General features: G+C 68.7%; 13 protein-coding genes. 11 read left to right on the top strand and 2 right to left on the bottom strand.

Going from position 1 to position 18,516, the window contains the following annotated elements; translation table 11 throughout:
- Positions 1-8: 8 nt before the first annotated feature.
- Positions 9-1,673: an AMP-binding protein gene (locus ATK36_RS05625; protein ID WP_098510121.1), complete on the bottom strand. Its 1,665-nt coding sequence runs from the start codon at positions 1,671-1,673 to the stop codon at positions 9-11.
- A gap of 219 nt (positions 1,674-1,892) precedes the next feature.
- Between ATK36_RS05625 and ATK36_RS05620 the strand changes: the two genes are divergently transcribed.
- From ATK36_RS05620 to ATK36_RS05610, 3 genes are all read left to right on the top strand, one after another.
- On the top strand, positions 1,893-2,882 hold the full coding sequence (locus ATK36_RS05620; protein WP_170069607.1) for a GntR family transcriptional regulator: 990 nt from the start codon (positions 1,893-1,895) through the stop codon (positions 2,880-2,882).
- A gap of 173 nt (positions 2,883-3,055) precedes the next feature.
- Positions 3,056-4,204 carry a DmpA family aminopeptidase gene (locus ATK36_RS05615; protein ID WP_211291792.1) on the top strand — a complete coding sequence of 383 codons (1,149 nt, stop codon included), beginning with the start codon at positions 3,056-3,058 and terminating at the stop codon, positions 4,202-4,204.
- 82 nt (positions 4,205-4,286) lie between these two features.
- The gene (locus ATK36_RS05610; RefSeq protein ID WP_098510119.1) at positions 4,287-5,402 is read left to right on the top strand and encodes a serine hydrolase domain-containing protein; all 1,116 of its coding nucleotides are present in this window, start codon (positions 4,287-4,289) and stop codon (positions 5,400-5,402) included.
- Positions 5,403-5,651: 249 nt separating this feature from the next.
- On the opposite strand, the gene ATK36_RS05605 is transcribed toward ATK36_RS05610, so the two are convergent.
- Positions 5,652-6,548 carry an alpha/beta fold hydrolase gene (locus ATK36_RS05605; protein ID WP_098510118.1) on the bottom strand — a complete coding sequence of 299 codons (897 nt, stop codon included), beginning with the start codon at positions 6,546-6,548 and terminating at the stop codon, positions 5,652-5,654.
- 572 nt (positions 6,549-7,120) lie between these two features.
- Between ATK36_RS05605 and ATK36_RS05600 the strand changes: the two genes are divergently transcribed.
- From ATK36_RS05600 to ATK36_RS05565, 8 genes are all read left to right on the top strand, one after another.
- Positions 7,121-8,776 (top strand): ABC transporter substrate-binding protein, encoded by a 1,656-nt coding sequence (locus ATK36_RS05600; protein WP_170069606.1) that lies wholly within the window; start codon positions 7,121-7,123, stop codon positions 8,774-8,776.
- Between the two features lie 101 nt (positions 8,777-8,877).
- A complete protein-coding gene (locus ATK36_RS05595; protein WP_098510116.1) occupies positions 8,878-9,843 on the top strand; it encodes an ABC transporter permease in 966 nt (321 codons plus the stop codon).
- Positions 9,840-10,715 carry an ABC transporter permease gene (locus ATK36_RS05590; protein ID WP_098510115.1) on the top strand — a complete coding sequence of 292 codons (876 nt, stop codon included), beginning with the start codon at positions 9,840-9,842 and terminating at the stop codon, positions 10,713-10,715. The genes ATK36_RS05595 and ATK36_RS05590 overlap by 4 nt, the downstream gene beginning before the upstream one ends.
- Positions 10,712-12,550, top strand: coding sequence for a dipeptide ABC transporter ATP-binding protein (locus ATK36_RS05585; protein WP_098510114.1), 1,839 nt, complete (start codon positions 10,712-10,714; stop codon positions 12,548-12,550). The genes ATK36_RS05590 and ATK36_RS05585 overlap by 4 nt, the downstream gene beginning before the upstream one ends.
- 19 nt (positions 12,551-12,569) lie before the next feature.
- Entirely contained in the window at positions 12,570-13,562 is a 993-nt protein-coding gene (locus ATK36_RS05580; RefSeq protein WP_098510113.1) for a dipeptidase, read from the top strand.
- Positions 13,563-13,677: 115 nt separating this feature from the next.
- The gene (locus ATK36_RS05575; RefSeq protein ID WP_098510112.1) at positions 13,678-14,688 is read left to right on the top strand and encodes a dipeptidase; all 1,011 of its coding nucleotides are present in this window, start codon (positions 13,678-13,680) and stop codon (positions 14,686-14,688) included.
- A 12-nt stretch (positions 14,689-14,700) separates the two neighbouring features.
- A complete protein-coding gene (locus ATK36_RS05570; RefSeq protein ID WP_098510111.1) occupies positions 14,701-16,179 on the top strand; it encodes a S10 family peptidase in 1,479 nt (492 codons plus the stop codon).
- Positions 16,180-16,210: 31 nt separating this feature from the next.
- A complete protein-coding gene (locus ATK36_RS05565) occupies positions 16,211-18,463 on the top strand; it encodes a S9 family peptidase (RefSeq protein WP_170069605.1) in 2,253 nt (750 codons plus the stop codon).
- The last annotated feature ends 53 nt before the right edge of the window (positions 18,464-18,516 follow it).

Genomic DNA, 18,516 nt, shown 5'->3' with positions numbered 1-18,516 from the left:
AGTGGCGGTCAGCTGTGCGTGCCGACGTACCGGTCGGCCTCGGCGTCCCAGGTCCCGGCGGTCAGCCCACGGCGCCGGAGTTCGGTCTTGGCGATCTTTTCCGTCGGCGTGCGCGGCAGCGTGTCGGTGCGCACCTCGACGTAGCGCGGCACCATGAACTTCGGCAGCTGGTCGACGCAGTGCGCGAGCACGTCGCCGGGCGTCAGCGCGGAGCCCTCGGCGGCGACGACGATCAGCAGCACGTCCTCTTCGCTCAGCTCGGACGCGACCGCGACCGCCGCGCTCTCCACGACGAGCGGGTGCTCGCCGACGACCGATTCCAGCTCGAACGCCGAGATGTTCTGGCCGCGGCGCCGGATGACGTCCTTGATCCGGTCGGCGAAGTACAACCAGCCGTCCGCGTCCAGGTGCCCGGCGTCGCCGGAGTGGAACCACAGATTCCGCCAGGCACTCTGGGTTTCGGTGGGCATCGCGTGGTAGCCGCGGGAGATCGTCCACGCATTCCGCGGACGCACCACGATCTCGCCGACCTGCCCCGGCGGGCACGGCTCGTCGAACTCGTCGACCACCCGCACGTCGAAGTGCTCGGCGGCGACCTTGCCGCACGAGCCGGGCCGCGACTCCCCGGCCGTGTCGTAGGCGACCCAGTTGGTCTCGGTCTGCCCGTAGGCGGTGACCAGCTGCAAGCCGAAACGCTCCTCGAAACCGGACTTCATCGAGATCATCGGGAGCGCCTGGGCGATCCGTAGCGAATGCCGGCGGTCGGCCGCGCCGGGCGGCTGCTTCCACAGCATGTGCGCCATGGCGCCGAGCATGTTCGTCGCGGTCGCACCGCTGTCACGGGCCTGCTGCCAGTACCGGCTGACGCTGAAACGTTCGGCGAACGTGCCTTTCGTGCCGTACACCAGGGGAAAGTAGGTGCCCCAGAGCTGCCCGTCGGCGTGGAACAGCGGCAGCGGCGTGAAGTACGAATCCTCCCGGGTGAGCCCCAGGCTCGCCGCGTACAGCTCGACCCACAAGTAGTACTGGTGGTGCGGCATGACCACGCCCTTGGCCGGACCGGTGGTGCCCGAGGTGTACAGGATCGCCAGCGGATCCGAGTAGTGCGGGCGATGGTCGAGTGCGGCGGCACTGCCCTCGGTCAGCTCCCGGAATTCGAGTACGCGATCGGTGGTGATGCCGCGTTCCCGGGCGTCGGCGCGCGAGCCGCCGACGACGATGACGGTCGTGATGCTGGGCTGTGCCGCGACGGTTTCCGCGATGTCGGCGAGAAAGTCTTGGTGGCACAGGAGAACACTCGCCCCGGAGTTGCCGAGGACATGCGCGAGCAGGCGGCCGCGCAGCTGAATGTTGACCGGCACCTCCACCGCGCCGAGCTTCGCGGCCGCGAACCAGGTCAGCACCAGTTCGAGGCAGTTCGGCACCAGCATCGCGATCCGGTCGCCCGCGCCGAGGCCCAGCCCCTTGAGCGTGTGCGCGATCCGGTTCGTCGAGAGCTGGACGTCGTGGAAGGTCACCGCGGCGTCCGCACCGAATTGGAGGAACTCGCGGTCTCCGTCGGTCTCGGCCCACCGGGTGAGCAGTGCGGGCAGGACCCGATCGGCGTGATCGGGAACCTGGAAACCCGCCGGATCCGCATCGCCGGGGGTTCTCAGGGACCGGAAGTCGTTCATTGCAGCGCCACTTCCTTCGAGGTTCGAAGCCGGGCGGCTCAGTCGATCGAGCGAACTGGCCTAGAACAGTAGGCCATATCGAGCGAATATGGGCAACCACCGCCGGGTTTGGCCCTATACTTTGGGTTGTTCTCATCCACGGACCGGCAGGCCATGCCGTCCGAACGGGGTCGGGGAGGTCCCAATGACAGTCCGGAAACGGGGAACAGGGGTGGGCCGATGGCCAGCGTGAGGCTCAGCAGCAGCTCCGCGACCCCGGTGTACCAGCAGATCGTCGAGCAGATCCGGTACCTGATCGAGGCCGGGCAGCTGGAGACCGGCGAGCGCCTGCCCTCGGCGCGGCTGCTCGCGGAGAACCTGCGGGTGAACCGCAACACCGTCGCGAAGGCTTACTCGCGGCTGCGGGACATGCAGCTCATCGCCAGCAACGGCGCGGCGGGCACGGTGGTCAAGGCCAAGGCGGCGCCGGACCTCAACGGCGCCCAGCGCGACCAGGTGCGCGAGCTGCTCGCGGAGCCGGTGCGCGCGGCGGTCGAGCTGGGCCTGGCCCCCGACGAGATCGGCCACATCGCGGTCAACCTCGCACTGCAGGCCGGCAGTGACCAGCTGCACCCGGTTTTCGTGGAGTGCAACGAAGAACGCGCCACGGCCTTCGCCGAGGAGCTCACCGCGCGGCTGGGCGTCACCGTGCGGCCGAGCCTGATCGCCGAGCTGGACGAGCAGGCCGCCGACTGCGACGTGCTGGTCACGACGTTCTTCCACCTCGCCGAGGTGCGCCGCTGGGTGCGCGGGTCGGGCCGGCACATCGAGACCGTCGCGGTGGTGGTGTCCCCGCACATCCAGACCCTGATGCGGATCGCGACGCTGCCGCGCGCGGCCCGGGTCGGCGTGCACTACTCGACCGAGCACCAGGCCGAGCAGGTCCGGGACTGGCTGGTCGACGCCGGCTCGAAACATGTCTCGGTGATCCCGTTCCAGGAGGCGGAGATCCCGGCCGGGCTGGACGTGCTGGTGGTCCCGGCCGAGCACCCCGAGCTGGGCGACGGGGCGGCCGAGGGCACCCAGGTCATCGAGTTCGGCGGCGTATTGGACGAGGGGTCGGTGCGGATGCTCGGGGAGGTGCTCGGCGAGCTGCGGCAGCGGTCGCTCGCGCCGGGGCCGTCCGGACGGGGCCGAAGTGCGTCGGAGTCCCTCGTCCGGGGGAGCTGACTCCTGCTAACGTGACCTAGGAAGCTAGGACAACAACGGTCTGTGCAGGTCGGCCAGTCGGTGCCGGCCTGTTCCGCCGGAAGTCCGGGCCACGCCCTCGCCGCCGGGGGCCCTCGAATGACGCACCCGGGACGCGCCGCCGTCCCGCCGGTGCCTGCCGAAGGGAGCACGACGTGACCGCAACCCAGAGGTGCCGCGACCTGGGGATCACCCTGGGGATCTTCCCGCCGGGGCGGCACAATGCGATCACCGATGTGCCGGGCGTGCGCGTCGGGCACTGCACGATCTCCGAGGGCGAGGGACCGCTGGTCACCGGGAAGGGGCCGATCCGCACCGGTGTGACCATTGTGGAGCCGCGGCCGTCGGTGTGGCGGTCCCCGGTCTTCGCGGGTGCGCACCGGCTCAACGGCAACGGCGAGATGACCGGGCTGTCGTGGATCCGCGAGAACGGGCAGCTGACCACCCCGATCGGGCTGACCAACACGCACTCCGTCGGCGCGGTGCGCGACGCGATCATCGCCGAGATCCACCGTGATCGCGGCGACGACGAGTCCTACTTCTGCCTGCCGGTGGTCGCCGAGACCTACGACGGAATCCTCAGCGACATCAACGGTCAGCACGTCCGCGCGGAGCACGTCGAGGCCGCGTTCCGCGCGTTGTCGGACGGTCCGGTCCCCGAAGGCAGCGTGGGCAGCGGCACCGGAATGATCTGCCACGAGTTCAACGGCGGCATCGGGACCGCCTCGCGGCTGGTGCCCAACGCGCATTCCGGCGCCTACACCCTCGGCGTGCTCGTCCAGGCCAACCACGGCCAGCGGCGCCGGCTGCGCGTCGACGGCGTCCCGATCGGCGAGCGGATCCCCACCGAGACGGTGTCCTCGCCCTACGAGGATCTGCGCAAGGAGATGGCGGGCAGCGGCTCGATCATCGTCCTGATCGCCACCGACGCTCCGCTGCTGCCGCACCAGTGCGAGCGGCTGGCGCAGCGCGGCGCGCTCGCGATCGGCCGGACCGGCGGGATTGGCGAGCACAACAGCGGCGACCTGCTGCTGGCCTTCTCCACCGGCAACGACACGATGCCCGGCGTCGGGCTCGGCGAGCTCGACTTCGAAGACATCCCGGTGCGCATGGCCAGCGACACGGTGGTCGAGCTGCTCTTCGAAGCGGTCATCGACGCGACCGAGGAAGCGATCGTCAACTCGATGCTGGCCGCGACCACGACGGTCGGCCGCGATGGCATCACCGCGCACCCGCTGCCCGCCGAGCAGCTGCGTGCCGCGGTCGTGGGTGCCCGCGAGAACGCGGAGGGCGCCGCGAGCTGAGCCTCGCGGCGGGCGGACCGGGTGGCGTACCCGGTCCGCCCGCCGTCGGTAGTCCCCATCCCCGAACCGGAGGAGAAGCACTGTGGGCACGTCCGGGATCGACGAAGTTCTGGCCGAAATCGAAGAAGAAGCCACGCAGTACCTTGCCGAACGGGCCGAGGGGACACTCGTTCTCGGTGCCTCGGTACGGGGCGAGCGCCACGTCCGCGGCCTGCGTTCGCCCGGCGCGGAGCTCGCGCCGCTGCCCGACGCCGACTCGGTGTATGAGATCGGCTCGGTGTCGAAGGTCTTCTCCACGACGCTGCTGGCCGTCCTGGAGGGACGGGGGCTGCTCGGGCTGGAGGACCCGATCCGCAAGCACCTGCCGAAACACTTGCGGCTGCCCGAGGAGATCGGGTCATTGACGCTGCGGCAGCTGGCTACGCACAGCGCCGGGTTGGGCTCGGTCGGCAAGCAGCACCAGCGGTTCATCGACGAGGAGACGCGCGGCACCGAACCGCCGTTCGGGGTCTACACGCACTATCTGCGCTACCGCAAGGAACATCTGTACGCCGACCTCGAAACCGCGGAGCTGGAATACCCGACCGGAAAGGGCTGGCTTTATTCGGTCCTCGGCATGGGCACCCTCGGGCACATCGTGGAACTGGTGGCCGGGCAGCCGTACGAGGAACTGCTCAAGGAGACGATCTGCGAGCCGCTGGGCCTGGCCGACACCGGCTACACCCTGTCCACGGCCCAGCAGGCGCGGATGGTGACCGCCTTCGACCGGCTCGGGCAGCCGTGCCCGAACTGGTACCACGACGTGATGCTGTCCCAGGGCGGGCTGCGCTCGACGATGAACGACCTGCTCACCTTCACCGAAGCGAACCTCAAGGCGAGCGCGGACGGCGACGATTCCGAGCTGTCCAGGGCGATGCGCCTTACCCGGGTGGAGTACTTCGACGGGCCTGCGGCCTACCCGGGCGTGGGCGACGAGGAAGGGAATGACTTCGTGCAGGGCCTCGCCTGGCGCGGCCTGCCCCGGCCCGCCGGCCGCGCCTGGTGGCATCCCGGCACCACGCTGTTCTACCTCGCCGGTGCCGGAGTGGACGAGCACGCGCAGGTCGGCTTCGCGATCATCTCCTCGCACCGCCTGAGCCTTCTCGACCGGCTGGTGCTGCACCCGCTCCAGCAGGACTGGTTCCGCCGCCTCTGCTGAGGGGCGACGGCGGGACCGGCCCACCATCGCTCCCCGGACCCGCCCGGCTTCCTGGCGCAGGTCCGTGAAGGGGCCCTTCACGGACTCTGAGTCCGTGAAGGGCCCCTTCACAGCCTGCCGGTTCGGTCCAGGTCACCGTCGCAGCGGACTTTCCCTTACGGCTCAAGCAAAGGCGCATGCGACGAACCGCTCCTCCGGAAGCCCGGGGGAGCGGTTCGCAGCTGCCTCAGCCGCCCGCGGTGCGGACGGTCACCACCCGGCCTTCCGGATGAGGTCGCCGAGCAGTTCGGGCAGCAGCGCCCGCATGAGGCTCAGGTGCCCGTGCTCGGCCAGCAGATGCAGGTCCGAGCCCGGGATCTGCAGCGCCATCCAGGCGGTGTGCCGGCAGGAGATGAACTTGTCCTGCCGCCCGGCCCAGAACGCCACCGGGGTGGTCACCGAGGGGAGGTCGAACCCCCACGGCGTGGTGAGGGCGATGTCGTCTTCCAACCAGCCTTCGATGCCGTTCTCCAGCGCCTTGGCCAAGCCCGCGCCGACGCGCCCGGCGTCGCCGAGGATCACCGCGCGGTCCACGTCGGGCAGCGCGTCGCTGGTCAGCTCCACGAAGTTGGCGACCGGATTCTCGCGGATCTCGGCGCCATGGCGCTCCAGCCACGGCCGGACGGCCTCGATACCCTGGTCGGCGAGTGCCCACTCCTCGTGGTTCGACGCGGCCATACCGTCGTAGTAGTCGAGACCTTCCGCGTCCCGCGGTGCCGGGCTGACGACGACCGCGGCCGCCTTGCAGGACGGGGCGAGCGCCGCCGTGGCCAGGGAGTGCGGTCCGCCGCCGGAATAGCCCGCGCTGATGAACTCGCGGACGCCGAGTTTCGCGACCACCGCTTCGATATCGCCCGGCACATCGGCCATCCGCCGCCCGGGGTTCGGGGTGCTGCTGCCGTAGCCCGGCCGCAGCGGGATGACCACCCGCAGCCCGAGCGCGTCGCCCACCTCCGCGAGCAGGGGATCCGGCGCGGTGCCGCTGGGCGTACCGGGCTGATGGACCAGTGCACGCTCCTGATCGCCGTGGACGAGCACTTCGCAGGTGCGTCCGTCGGGCAGCGAAACCAGTTCGGAGGACCAGCCGGGGGCGAGTTCGGCAGACATGAGTGACCCTTCACGTGTCGATGACGGGCGGTACCCGCCCGGTGCTGGTGGCGACTCGGCAGGGTACCCGTGGCGAAGGCGGGACCGGGCGATCTGCTCCCCCCATGGCTGGAGGAGCCCGCGCCGCCAATGATTGTCATAGCTCGGTAGGCGACAACGATAGTGACCAGGCGGCGGGAGTCGCAAGACATGTGTCCGGATCGGTGCCAGTCCTGGAATGCTCCGAGCAAGCTAGGCCATTCCATGCTGATCTTGGGACATATAAGGGGGAAAATGACCTAGGAATGTAGGCCTTGACAGTCATGGGGGTGTGCGACAAACTACATCACCACGTTGAGCCTAGCCGATACACCACTCAGGGTCAGGTATCCAGCACACGTGACCGGTTCCACGCCGGCCCCGACACATCGGAGGTTGGTCCCGATGGCTGCCGTGCACACCCGCTGTGCCGAGGCGAGTCCGGGACGAGTCCCTTCCTTCGGCGGCCCCGTGCGGACGGGGCCGGACAAGAGCACCCGCGAGAGACCTCCCGCGGGCATCGCAGGAGATGGTCAGTCGAACCGGAGGAACTGATGTCCAGGATCCCAGACCTGCGGGCGCGTTCGTCCCGTATGCGGCGAACGCGGGTGATCGCGGCTGGAGCAGCCGCCGTGTGCCTGGTGGTGGCCGGGTGCGCGAACAACCAGCCGCCAGGCGCCGACCGGAAGACCACCGAGGGGGGGTCGGTCGTCTCGGTCGCGCCCGGAAAGAGTGTCGCGACGTCCCCGATCCCCAAGCTCACGGTCGGTTTCTCCCCGGCCTTCACCTCACTCGACCCGACCGCGGGCAAGGCCGGCTCCGGCTATTACTCCATGGGGCAGCTCAGCCTGGAGACGCTGCTGCAGCTCACCCCGGACGGGAAGCTGCAGCCGGGACTGGCCAGCTCGTGGAAGCAGAACAGCCCCACCGAGTACGTCTACAACCTGCGCCAGGGCGTGAAGTTCTGGGACGGCAAGGATTTCACCGCCGACGACGTGGTCTATTCGCTGACCCGCGACGCCGGGCCGTCGTTCGGGAAGAGCGGGTTCTACGGCAGCATAAACAAGATCGAGGCGCGTGATCCGCACACCGTCGTGGTGACGCTGAAGAAGCCGGACACCTCGTGGAAATACACGCCGGCCCTGCCGTACTCGCAGATCTATCAAAAGGCCTTCGCCGAGGCGCACCAGGACTCCTTCGGCAAGCCCGGCACCCTGGTGATGGGCACCGGCCCGTGGAAGGTGACCAGCCTCGACCCGAACAAGGGCGCCGAGTACACGGCGAACCCGACCTACTGGGGCGGCGAGCCGCCGATCAAGCAGCTCACGGTCAACTTCTACCAGAGCGAGACCAGCCTGGCGCTGGCGATGCGGGCCGGCCAGGTCGACGTCGCGCCCGCGGTGGCCTCGCCGGAATCGTTCGCTTCGTCCTCGGGGGTCCCGGTGACGACCCGGTCGACCTGCGGTACCTCGTTGTTCAGCATGCCGACGCAGACCGCGCCGTGGAACGACATCCACGTCCGGCTCGCGGTCGCGGCGGCGCTGGACAAGAAGGAACTGCTCAAGGCGACCGGGGGAGCCGACATCGACACCCTGGACACCTTGATCGCGCCCTCGCTGCTGCACAACATCGGGGACCCCGCGGCGGCGGACGCGGCTTTGGCGAAGATCGAGAAACACCCCTATGATCTGGCCAAGGCCAAAGAGGAACTGGCGAAGTCCGCGAACCCGAACGGCTTCTCCGGCACCCTCACTTCCACCAACGACCAGGGCGCGCTGCGGATCAGCCAGGCGATCGCCGCGCAGCTGAAGAAGATCGGCATCAACCTGGAAATCCAGGCGCTGCCCACCACGGCGTACTACGAGGTGCTGCTTGGACCGGCCGACAAACGTCCCCCGATGTTCCTCTCCACCGGTGGCTGCTCTCCGGACGCGTCCTGGGACAACTTCTTCCTCGGCGACGGTGCGCTCAACGAGGCGAACTACCACCCGGCCGAGATGGATCAGCTCCTCGTGGACGGCAAGACCGCGACGGATCCGGTCAAGCAGCTGCAGGCCTACACCCGGATCCTGGAGATGGTCGCCACCGACGTGCCGTACGTGCCGCTCTTCAAGGAAGGCGCCACCTACGCCTCGAAGAATTACGAGTGGGTGAACTTCGGGGACTACTGGACCTCCACGTCCTGGCCGATGAACTTCAAGCCACGGTGACCGGCCGGACCCAGCACAGCTCATGACGCACGGCCCGGTTCCGGCCGGGCCGTGCGCCCCATTCCCCAGGAGGACGTGATGACGCGACCGGTGGTCCGCCGATGAGCAAATCGGGCTTCGTGTGGTACCTCGTGCGACGGCTGGCCACGATGGCCCTGCTGCTCGTCGTGGTCTCTTTCCTGATCTTCTCGCTGACCTACCTGAGCCCGGGCAGCCCGGTGGACGTGCTGCTCGGGCCGAACACCCGCACGTCCGAGGCGGTCGCCGCGCTCAACGCGCAGTACCACCTGGATGATCCGTTCTTCGCCCAGTACTGGTACTGGCTCACCAATGCGCTGCACCTGGACTTCGGCACCTCGATCCTGTCGTCGCTGCCGGTCGGCGATCAGATCGGCGCCCGGTTGCCGGTTTCGCTGTTCCTCGGCGGGTACGCCTACGTGCTGACCCTGGTGTTCGGGATCATCCCGGGCATCGTCGCCGCGGTGAAGCGGGGCACCGCGTTCGACCGGGGCACGGTGGCCGCCTCGATCGTGGCGCTGAGCGCGCCGGCGTTCGTCACCGGCATCTTCGCCCTCTACCTGTTCGCGGTGGTGCTGCCGGTGTTCCCGGTGGCCGGCATGGGCACCGGATTCGTCGACGGGATCTGGCATCTGACCCTGCCGGCGGCCGCGCTCGCGCTGTCGGTGATGGCCTTGCTGGTCCGGCACACCCGCGCCGCGATGATCGGGGTGCTGGACCAGGACTACGTGACGTTCGCGCGGGCGCGCGGGCTGTCCTCGCGCCGCGTGCTGGTCACCTACGCACTGCGGAACGCACTGATCCCGGTCGTCACGATCAGCGGGGTGCTGCTCGGCGCGGTCATCATCGGCGGGGTGATCGTCGAGCAGACGTTCTCGCTCAACGGAGTCGGATCGCTGTTGATCCAGTCGGTCCAGACGAAGGACGTACCCGCGATCCAGGGCGTCGCGCTGGTGGTGGCCGCGATCATCGTCGCGGCCAACCTGCTGACCGACCTCGCGTACCTGGTCGTCGACCCACGGATCCGGCTCGGGAGGCACGCACAATGACGGTAGCCGAGTACGACCTCGGGCAGGCCCGGGACAAACCCCGCCTGATCCGGCGGCTGCGCCGGGTGCGCGGGGCGGTGGTGGTGTCCTTCGTGATCATGGGGCTCGCCCTGGTGATGGCGTTGTTCGGGGAGTGGCTCGTGCCGCAGGACCCGGCGGCGCAGGACCTGACCGCCGCGCTGGCGCATCCCAGCGGCGCGCACTGGCTCGGTACCGACGAGCTCGGCCGCGACGTGTTCTCGCGGCTGATCGCCGGCAGCCGCACCGCGTTCTTCGCGCCGCTGGTGGTGGCGGGCGGCGCGATGCTGTTCGGCAACGTCCTCGGGCTGCTGGCCGGGTATCGCGGCGGGGTCATCGACGCGTTCATCATGCGGCTGGCCGATGTGCTGATGGCCGTGCCCGGCCTGCTGATCATCATCGTGGTGGCCGGCACGATCGGCGGCGGCTTCTGGACCGCGGTCATCCTGCTGACCGCGCTGATGATTCCCTTCGACGCGCGCGTCGTGCGCGGTGCGACGCTCGAACAGGTGCCGCGCCCCTATGTCGAGGCGGCCCGCACCCTCGGCGTGCCGGATCGCCGGATCATGTTCCTGCACATCTGGCCGAACATCTCGGCGGTGGTCGTGGCCAACACGTGTATCGGCTACGCCAACGCGCTGGTCGGCCTGTCCGGGCTGTCGTTCCTCGGTATCGGCGTGACGCCGGGATCCCCGGACTGGGGCCAGATGCTGTCGGACGGGCAGGCGTCCTTGTTCGAGAATCCGATCGCGACGCTGGCGCCGGGCGCCGCGGTCGTGCTGATCGGGGTCGCGATGAACATCATCGGCGACTGGGGATATGACCGGATCTCGGGACGCGGAGGGGAACGATGACGACCGTGGCGCGGAGCCGGGACGAAGTGGACTCGGCCCTTTTCGATCTGCAGGACGTGCGCATCGTGGCGAAAAAGGCGCACGGCGGGGAGAGCACGATCGTCTCCTCGGCGGCGCTTTCGGTGCGGCGCGGGGAATCGATCGGCATCGTCGGCGAATCGGGCAGTGGCAAGTCGATGACCGCGAAGGCGCTGATCGGGCTGCTGCCACCCGGCGTGCACGCCTCGGGACAGCTGCTCTACCGCGGCGAGAATCTGCTGGACGCCGACGAGCGCCGGTGGCAGGCCATCCGTGGCCGGGAGGTCGGCCTGATCCTGCAGGACCCGTTCACGATGCTGAACCCGGTCATGCGGTGCGGGCGCATCCTGGAGGAATCGCTGCTGCCCGAGAGCATCCAGGACGGCCGGACGCCCCGTGAGGAGGCGCTGCGCCGGCTGGCCGAGGTGGGCATCACCGACGAGTCGGTGATCGACCGCTATCCCTTCCAGCTCTCCGGCGGGATGCGCCAGCGCGTCGGCATCGCCGCGGCGCTGTGCCGCGACCCGCGGGTGCTGATCGCCGACGAGCCCTCGACCGCGCTGGACGCCGCGACCCAGCGCGAGGTGCTCGACCTGATCAAGCGGATCCAGCAGGCCCGCGGGATGGGCCTGATCCTGATCACGCACGATCTGCGGGTCGCCTTCGACACCTGCAACCGGCTCTACGTGCTCTACGCCGGTTCCCTGGTGGAGGTGGGCGACGCGCAGCAACTGCAGGCCGAGCCGCTGCATCCCTACACGCAGGGCCTGCTGCTGTCCGAGCCGCCGGTCGGGCGGCGGGTGGAGAAGCTGGTCGCGATGCCCGGTTCGGTGCCGATCGCGGACGAGGTGCAGGGCAAGTGCACCTTCGAACCGCGGTGCCGATGGGCCGGTCCGGAGTGCCGGGACGGTGCGCCGGCGCTGGCCGAGGTGGCCCCGGACCGGTTGTCCGCCTGCGTCAAGCTGCCCGAGATCCGCCAGGAGATGAACAGTCTCCGCACGTTCGCCGAGCAGGTCGCGGAGGTGACCGGCACCGACCGGCCCGAGCCGATCCTGCAGGTGCGCGAGGTCGGCAAGACCTTCGGTGCCGGGACCCACGGGGTCCGCGCGCTCGACGAGGTGTCGATTCAGGTGGGGCGGAACGAAAGCGTCGGCATCGTCGGGGAATCCGGTTCGGGCAAGACCACCCTGGCCCGGGTGCTGGTCGGGCTGGAGACGCCGACCGACGGTGAGATCGTGATCGACGGGACCACGTTCGGCGAGTGGGCGAAGGTCCGTCCGGAACAGCGCCGCACCATGCGCTCCAACGTGCAGACGGTGTTCCAGGATCCCTATTCGAGCCTGAACCCGATGCGCACGGTGGGCTGGACCCTGCGCGAAGCGGTCGTCACGCACGACCAGGAGGCGGCCAGCCCGAAGCAGCGGGTGGGTGAGCTGCTGGAGATGGTCGGCCTGCCGGCCGGTTACGCGCGGCGGCTGCCTCGGGCTCTGTCGGGCGGGGAACGCCAGCGTGTCGCGATCGCGCGCGCGCTCGCGGTCCGGCCGAAGGTGCTGATCTGCGACGAGCCGACGTCCGCGCTGGACATGTCGGTGCAGGCGCAGATCCTCAACGTGCTCACCACACTGCGTGCCGAGCAGGACATCAGTTACCTGTTCATCTCGCACGATCTGGCGATCGTGCGGCACGTGTCGGAGTTCGTCTACGTGATGTACCGCGGCCGGGTGGTCGAATCCGGGCCGACCGACGTGGTGCTGGACGCCCCGAAGCACGAGTACACCCGCAAGCTGCTCGAATCCATCCCCGGAGAGCCGGGGTGATCATGGCGAGGAGGCCTGGATGATCAACGGTTATGTCGGCGGCGTGATCTATGACGTGATGGCACAGCACGGAGTCCTGGGAAACCGGGCGAACGTCCTGCGCGACATCTACGTGCCGAGGTGGAAGGCGGGCGGCCTGACCGCGGCGGTGGTGCAGGTTTCCGACTGGTCGAGCATCAACGCCTATTTCGCGGAATTCTCGCGGGCGGAGGGGGAGATCACCTACTGCACCACGCGCGCCGACTACGACAACCGCCCCGAGGGCTCGTTCGGGATCTTCTTCTCGCTGGAGGGCCACGGCCCGTTCGCGGGTGATCTGGAAGCCCTGTACACGCTTTCGGAACTGGGCGTCGGCACGTTCACCTTCTCGCACAACCGGCAGAACCTGTTGTGCACCGGCAGCAACGAGCCGATGGAGGGCGGATTCAGCTACCTGGGCAAGGAAATGCTGCGGGAGCTGCAAAACGTGCCGATGATGATCGATCTCGTGCACATGTCGCGGGCGTCCTTCTGGGACGCGCTGCGGTATTACGACGGCGATCTGTTCGTGTCGCACTCCAACGCCGACGCGCTGTGCCCGCACCCGCGCAACCTCACCGACGATCAGATCAGGGCGGTGGCCGAGCGGAACGGGGTGATCGGGCTGAACACCTTCCGCGGTTATGTGTCCAAGGATCCACTGCGCTCGACCCTGTCGGATCTGCTCGACCACGCCATGTACATGTGCGACCTGGTCGGGCCGGAGCATCTGAGCATCGGCGCGGACTACTGCGAGTCGCCGGTGGACATGCTGATCCCTATTCTGGACTGGGTCGATCCCGAAGGGGCGCACGGCATCAAGGGACGGGCCCGGGAGCTCTACACCCACGGCCCGGACGGGATCGAGGACGCGAGCAGTCTCGACCGGCTGGCCGCCGGCTTGGCCGAGCGTGGGCTGAATCAAGCCGAGGTCGACCTGATCTGCGGCGAGTCCTATCTGCGGATGCTCGAACGTGCGCGGCCGTCCAGTTAAGCCCAGTAAGCTAGGCCAAAAATGAACATAAACTATTGACCGTAGTTTGGCTGCATGGCTAACCTTCGTTCAAGCGGAAGACCCGTCCGGCGACGGCGAAGGTGGATGTCTGGTCATGATCAACAACTATGTCGGTCCGGCGGTGGGCAATGTCCTCGCCCTGCATGCGACCCAGGGGCATGGGGCGAACGTCCTGCGCAAGCATCATCTGCCGCGCTGGCGGGACGGTGGGCTGACCGGCGCGGTGATGCAGGTGAGCGACTGGGCCACGCTGGGCATGCTGCTCTCGGAAGTCACCCAGTCCGAGGGCGAGCTGACCTTCGTGCGCAACCGGGCCGAGTTCGAGAACCGGCCGGCAGGTTCGTTCGGGTTGTTCATCTCGGTGGAGGGATATCAGTCCTTCGCCGGCGACTTCGACGCTCTCTACGCCCTGTCGGAACTCGGCATCACCGCGTTCACGTTCACGCACAACGTGCAGAACGTGCTCTGTACCGGTGCGAACGAGCGCTTCGGCGAGGGCGGCCTGACCCACCTGGGCAAAGCCACGTTGGAGGAACTGGAAAAGCTGCCGGTGCTGGTCGATCTGGTGCACATGTCGAGGGCGTCCTTCTGGGACGCCCTCGACCTGTACTCCGGCGACCTGTTCGTGTCGCATTCGAACGCCGACGCGGTCAACCCGCATCCGCGCAACCTCACCGACGACCAGATCAAGGCGGTGGCCGAACGCGGCGGAGTGGTCGGCCTCAACAGCTACCGCGGTTACGTGCATCGCGTCGCGGGCGAGGCCACCCTGGAGCACCTGCTCGACCACGCGATGCACACCTACAACCTGGTGGGGCCGGAACATCTGTCGCTGGGGCTGGATTTCTGGGAGGGCCCCATGGAGATGCTCGCGGGCGTGATGGACTCCGTCGACCCGGACGGCTCGCACGGGCTGCACGGCACCGGCACCTCGATCTACTCCCAGGGCCCGGTCGGCCTGGAGCACATCGGCCACCTGGGCAACCTCGTCGAAGGCCTGGCCGGGCGCGGGCTCACCCCGGCCGAGATCGACCTCGTCACCGGCGGGAGCTATCTGCGCCTGCTCGAGCGCGCCCGCCCTGCCACCGTCCCCGCCACCCACTAGGAGAGGTTCCCGATGTCGGACACCGCGACCACCGAGAAGCCGGCCGAGAAGGACGCGAAACCGTTGGAGGACCAGCAGTTCGTCACGCGGCACAGCGTGACGATCAACGGTGAGCGGATCGGCTACACGGCCAAGACCGGCCGGCTGGTGCTGCACGACGGCGAGGAGCAGTCGACGCCTAAGGTGGCCATCTTCTACGCCGCCTACTTCCGCGACGATGTGGAGTCGCGGCGCGACCGGCCGCTGATCTTCATCTGGAACGGCGGGCCGGGCTCCTCGACGATCTGGCTGCACATGTACGGCTTCGGCCCGCGCCGGATCGCGTTCGAGGGCGACCCGCTGTTCGACACCTCGCGCTGGCAGCTGCAGGAGAACGAGTATTCGCTGCTGGACGTCGCGGACCTGGTGTTCCTCGACGCGCCGAGCACCGGGTTCAGCCGGGTGGCGCCGGGCGAGGAGCTCGACCTGTTCCACGGGGTCGACGAGGACGCGGCTGCCGTGGGCGATTTCGTGGTGGAGTTCGTCGACCGCGAGCGCCGGGGCGAGAGCCCGATCGTGCTGATGGGCGAGAGCTACGGGACGCTGCGCGCCCCGGCGGTCGCCGATTACCTGCAGGGCTTCCCCATGCTCTACGTCGACGGGGTCGTGCTGGTCTCCTCGATCATGGACGTCGCCGGCGCGTCGTTCGGCATCGGCTCGGTATTCGGCCCGGCCGGCATGCTGCCCAGCTACGCGGCCACCGCGCTCTACCACGGCGTGGTGTCCGGAGATCTGCCCACCCTTGCCGCCGAGGCCGAGGACTTCGCGCTCAACGAATACCCCCTGGCCCTGCTGAAGGGCTCGCGGCTCACCGAAGGGGAGCAGGACCGGATCGCCAAGCGCGTGGCCGAGCTGACCGGGCTGTCGGCCGAGCTGGTCCGCGGCTCGAACCTGCGGGTCGACATTTGGCGTTACATGAAGGCGCTGCTGCGTGACCGGCGGCGCACCGTCGGCAGGCTCGACACCCGCTGGACGGGCATCGACTCCGACGTTGTCGGCGAGAAGTTCGAGAACGACCCCAGTATGACGATGGTCTGGAGCCCGGCGGCGCGGGCGCTCAACCGCCACCTGCGCGAGGACCTCGGATGGGAAGGGGACCTGGGGCTGTCGTACCGCCCGCAGACCTACTTCCCGAAATGGAAGGGACGTGCCTCCGAGCAGAACGGCATCTGGACCCCGCAGCTGGAGACCGCGACGCAGCTGCGTGCGTCGCTGAACCGCGCGCCGCACCTGAAAGTGCTGCTGCAGAGCGGTTATTACGACCTCGGGACGCCGTACTTCTCCGCCGAGCTGACCTTCGACCACCTGCACCTCGAACCGGAGCAGGCGCGCAACGTGACCATGAAGCGTTACGAGTCGGGCCACATGATCTACCTGCACGAGCCTTCGCTCGCCGGGATGAAGACCGACCTGATCGCGTTCCTGTCCACGCTCCGGACGACGAATGCCTGACCCCGCCGACGACGACAGAAGGAGCCAGCCCGTGCCCGATCTCTCCGGCCGCTACGCCACTGCCGAAGCGATGCTGCCGCACAAGCTGCGGAAGCTGATCAGTTCCTCCGGTGTACTGCCCACCTGGTTCGAGGGCACTGAGACCTTCTGGTACCGCAACCAGGTCGGGACCGGTCACGAGTTCGTGGTGGTGGACGCCGAGGTCGGCACCCGGCGGCCGGCGTTCGACCACGTCCGGATGGCCACCGCGCTTGCGACGGTGCTGGACACCGCACCCGCCGCGGACGCGCTGCCGATCAGTGACATCGAGCAGCGCGACGGTGCGGTGCGGGTGACCGCCGTGACCCGGCAGGTCGAGGTCGACCTCGACAGTTACACCGCCACCGACCTCGGCGAGGTCCGGCAGGGCGAGGCGCTCTCGCCGGACGGGCGCTGGGCGGTGCTGACCCGGGACCACAACCTCGTTCTGCGCGACACCGAGACCGGCGAAGAACGGCAGCTGACCACCGACGGGGTGGACGGGAACGCCTATGCCGGGATGACCGATCAGGTCGCCGCCTTGGTGATGCAGGAGAATCTGGGCCTCAAGCTGACGCCGCTGGTGGTGTGGTCGCCCGATTCCACGCGGTTCGTGACCCACCGCCTCGACCAGCGCGGTGTCGAGTTGATGCACCTCGTCCGCTCGTCCCCGTTCGACGGCGGGCGGCCGCGGGTGCTGTCCTACCGCTACGCGCTGCCGGGGGAGGAGAAGGTCGCGAGCGCGGAGTTCTTCGTCTTCGACGCGGCGACCGGCAAGTCGGTCAAGGCCGACTGCGGGCCGGTCACCATGCCGTTCGTGCCCGCGATCGCGTACGGCTGGGTGTGGTGGAGCAAGGACCAGACCAAGGCGTACTGGCTGTCCAACGACCGCGGCGACCACAACGTCGCGCTGCACGAACTCGACGCGGCGACCGGTGCGGTCAAGGTGCTCGTGCGGGAGAGCAGCACTTCGCACATCCTGTACGGCCCGCAGCAGCAGGACTGCAACATCCGCACGCTCTCCACCGGCGAGGTGCTGTGGTGGTCCCAGCGTTCCGGCTTCGGGCACTTGTACCGCTACGACCCGGACGGCACGGTCACCACGCTGACGTCGGGCGAGTGGATGGTCCGGCACGTCGTCACGGTCGACGAGGACGCCCGCCGGGTGGTGTTCACCGCGGGCGGCCATGACAAGGAAGCCGATCCGTATCTCCAGCAGCTGTGCGCGGTGTCGCTGGACGGCGGAGTGGTCGAGGCCATCACCTCCGACGGTCTTGACCACGTCGCGACCCCGTCCAAGTCCGGCCGGTACTTCGTGGACATCGCGTCCCGGTGGGACGAACCGCCGGTGACGGTGCTGCGCGATCGCGCCGGCACGGTGGTGACCGAGCTGGAGCGGGCGGACGCTTCGGCGCTGTACGCGACCGGCTGGACCGCGCCGGAGCGGGCCGTGGTGAAGGCCGCGGACGGCGTGACGGATGTCTACTGCGCGGTCTACCGGCCCTTCGATTTCGATCCGGCCAAGACCTACCCGGTGCTGGACTGCATCTATCCGGGACCGCAGATTTCCTCTGCTCCCATGCGGTTCCCGACGTCGCCCGGCCCGTTCACCGGTTCGGTCGCCGGGTTCAACCACCCGGAAGCGTTCGCCGCGCTCGGTTTCGTGGTGACCGTGGTCGACGGGCGGGGCGGCGCGCTGCGTTCGCAGCCGTTCCAGGATCACTCGCGGGTCTCCGGGGACGCGGTGTTCGTGGACGACCACGTGGCGGCGATCAAGCAGCTCGGCGAGAGCCGCTCGTGGATGGACCTGGATCGGGTGGGGATCTACGGGTACTCGGCCGGGGGCTTCGCCTCGGCCCGCTCGATCCTGCAGGCGCCGGACTTCTACCGGGTCGCGGTGTCGTCCGCGGGCAACCACGACAACCGGATCAACCACGCATGGTGGGGCGAGAAGTTCTTCGGGCTCACCGAGGACTTCGACTTCGCCCGGCAGGCGAACGTCTCGCTGGCCCATCAGCTCAAGGGCAAGCTGCTGCTGATCCACGGCGAAATGGACGACAACGCCACCCCGCACGGCACGATGCGCCTGGTGGACGCGTTGATGAAGGCCGACAAGGACTTCGACCTGCTGATCGTGCCGAACGCCGATCACCACATGATGGTGCACCGGGCGTACTTCATCCGGAAGCGGTGGGACTACTTCGTCCGGCACCTGATGGGCGAGACCCCGCCCGTCTACCAGCTCGACGAGGTCCCGATCTTCTGAGTCTCCGGCCGGGTGGGGCGGGGCCGGTGCGCGACCGCTTGCCCCGCCCGGCC

The organism is Amycolatopsis sulphurea (assembly GCF_002564045.1).
Classification (GTDB): Bacteria; Actinomycetota; Actinomycetes; order Mycobacteriales; family Pseudonocardiaceae; genus Amycolatopsis; species Amycolatopsis sulphurea.
Note: the sequence above shows the minus strand (reverse complement) of the source record. Positions and strands in the feature narration are given on the sequence as shown.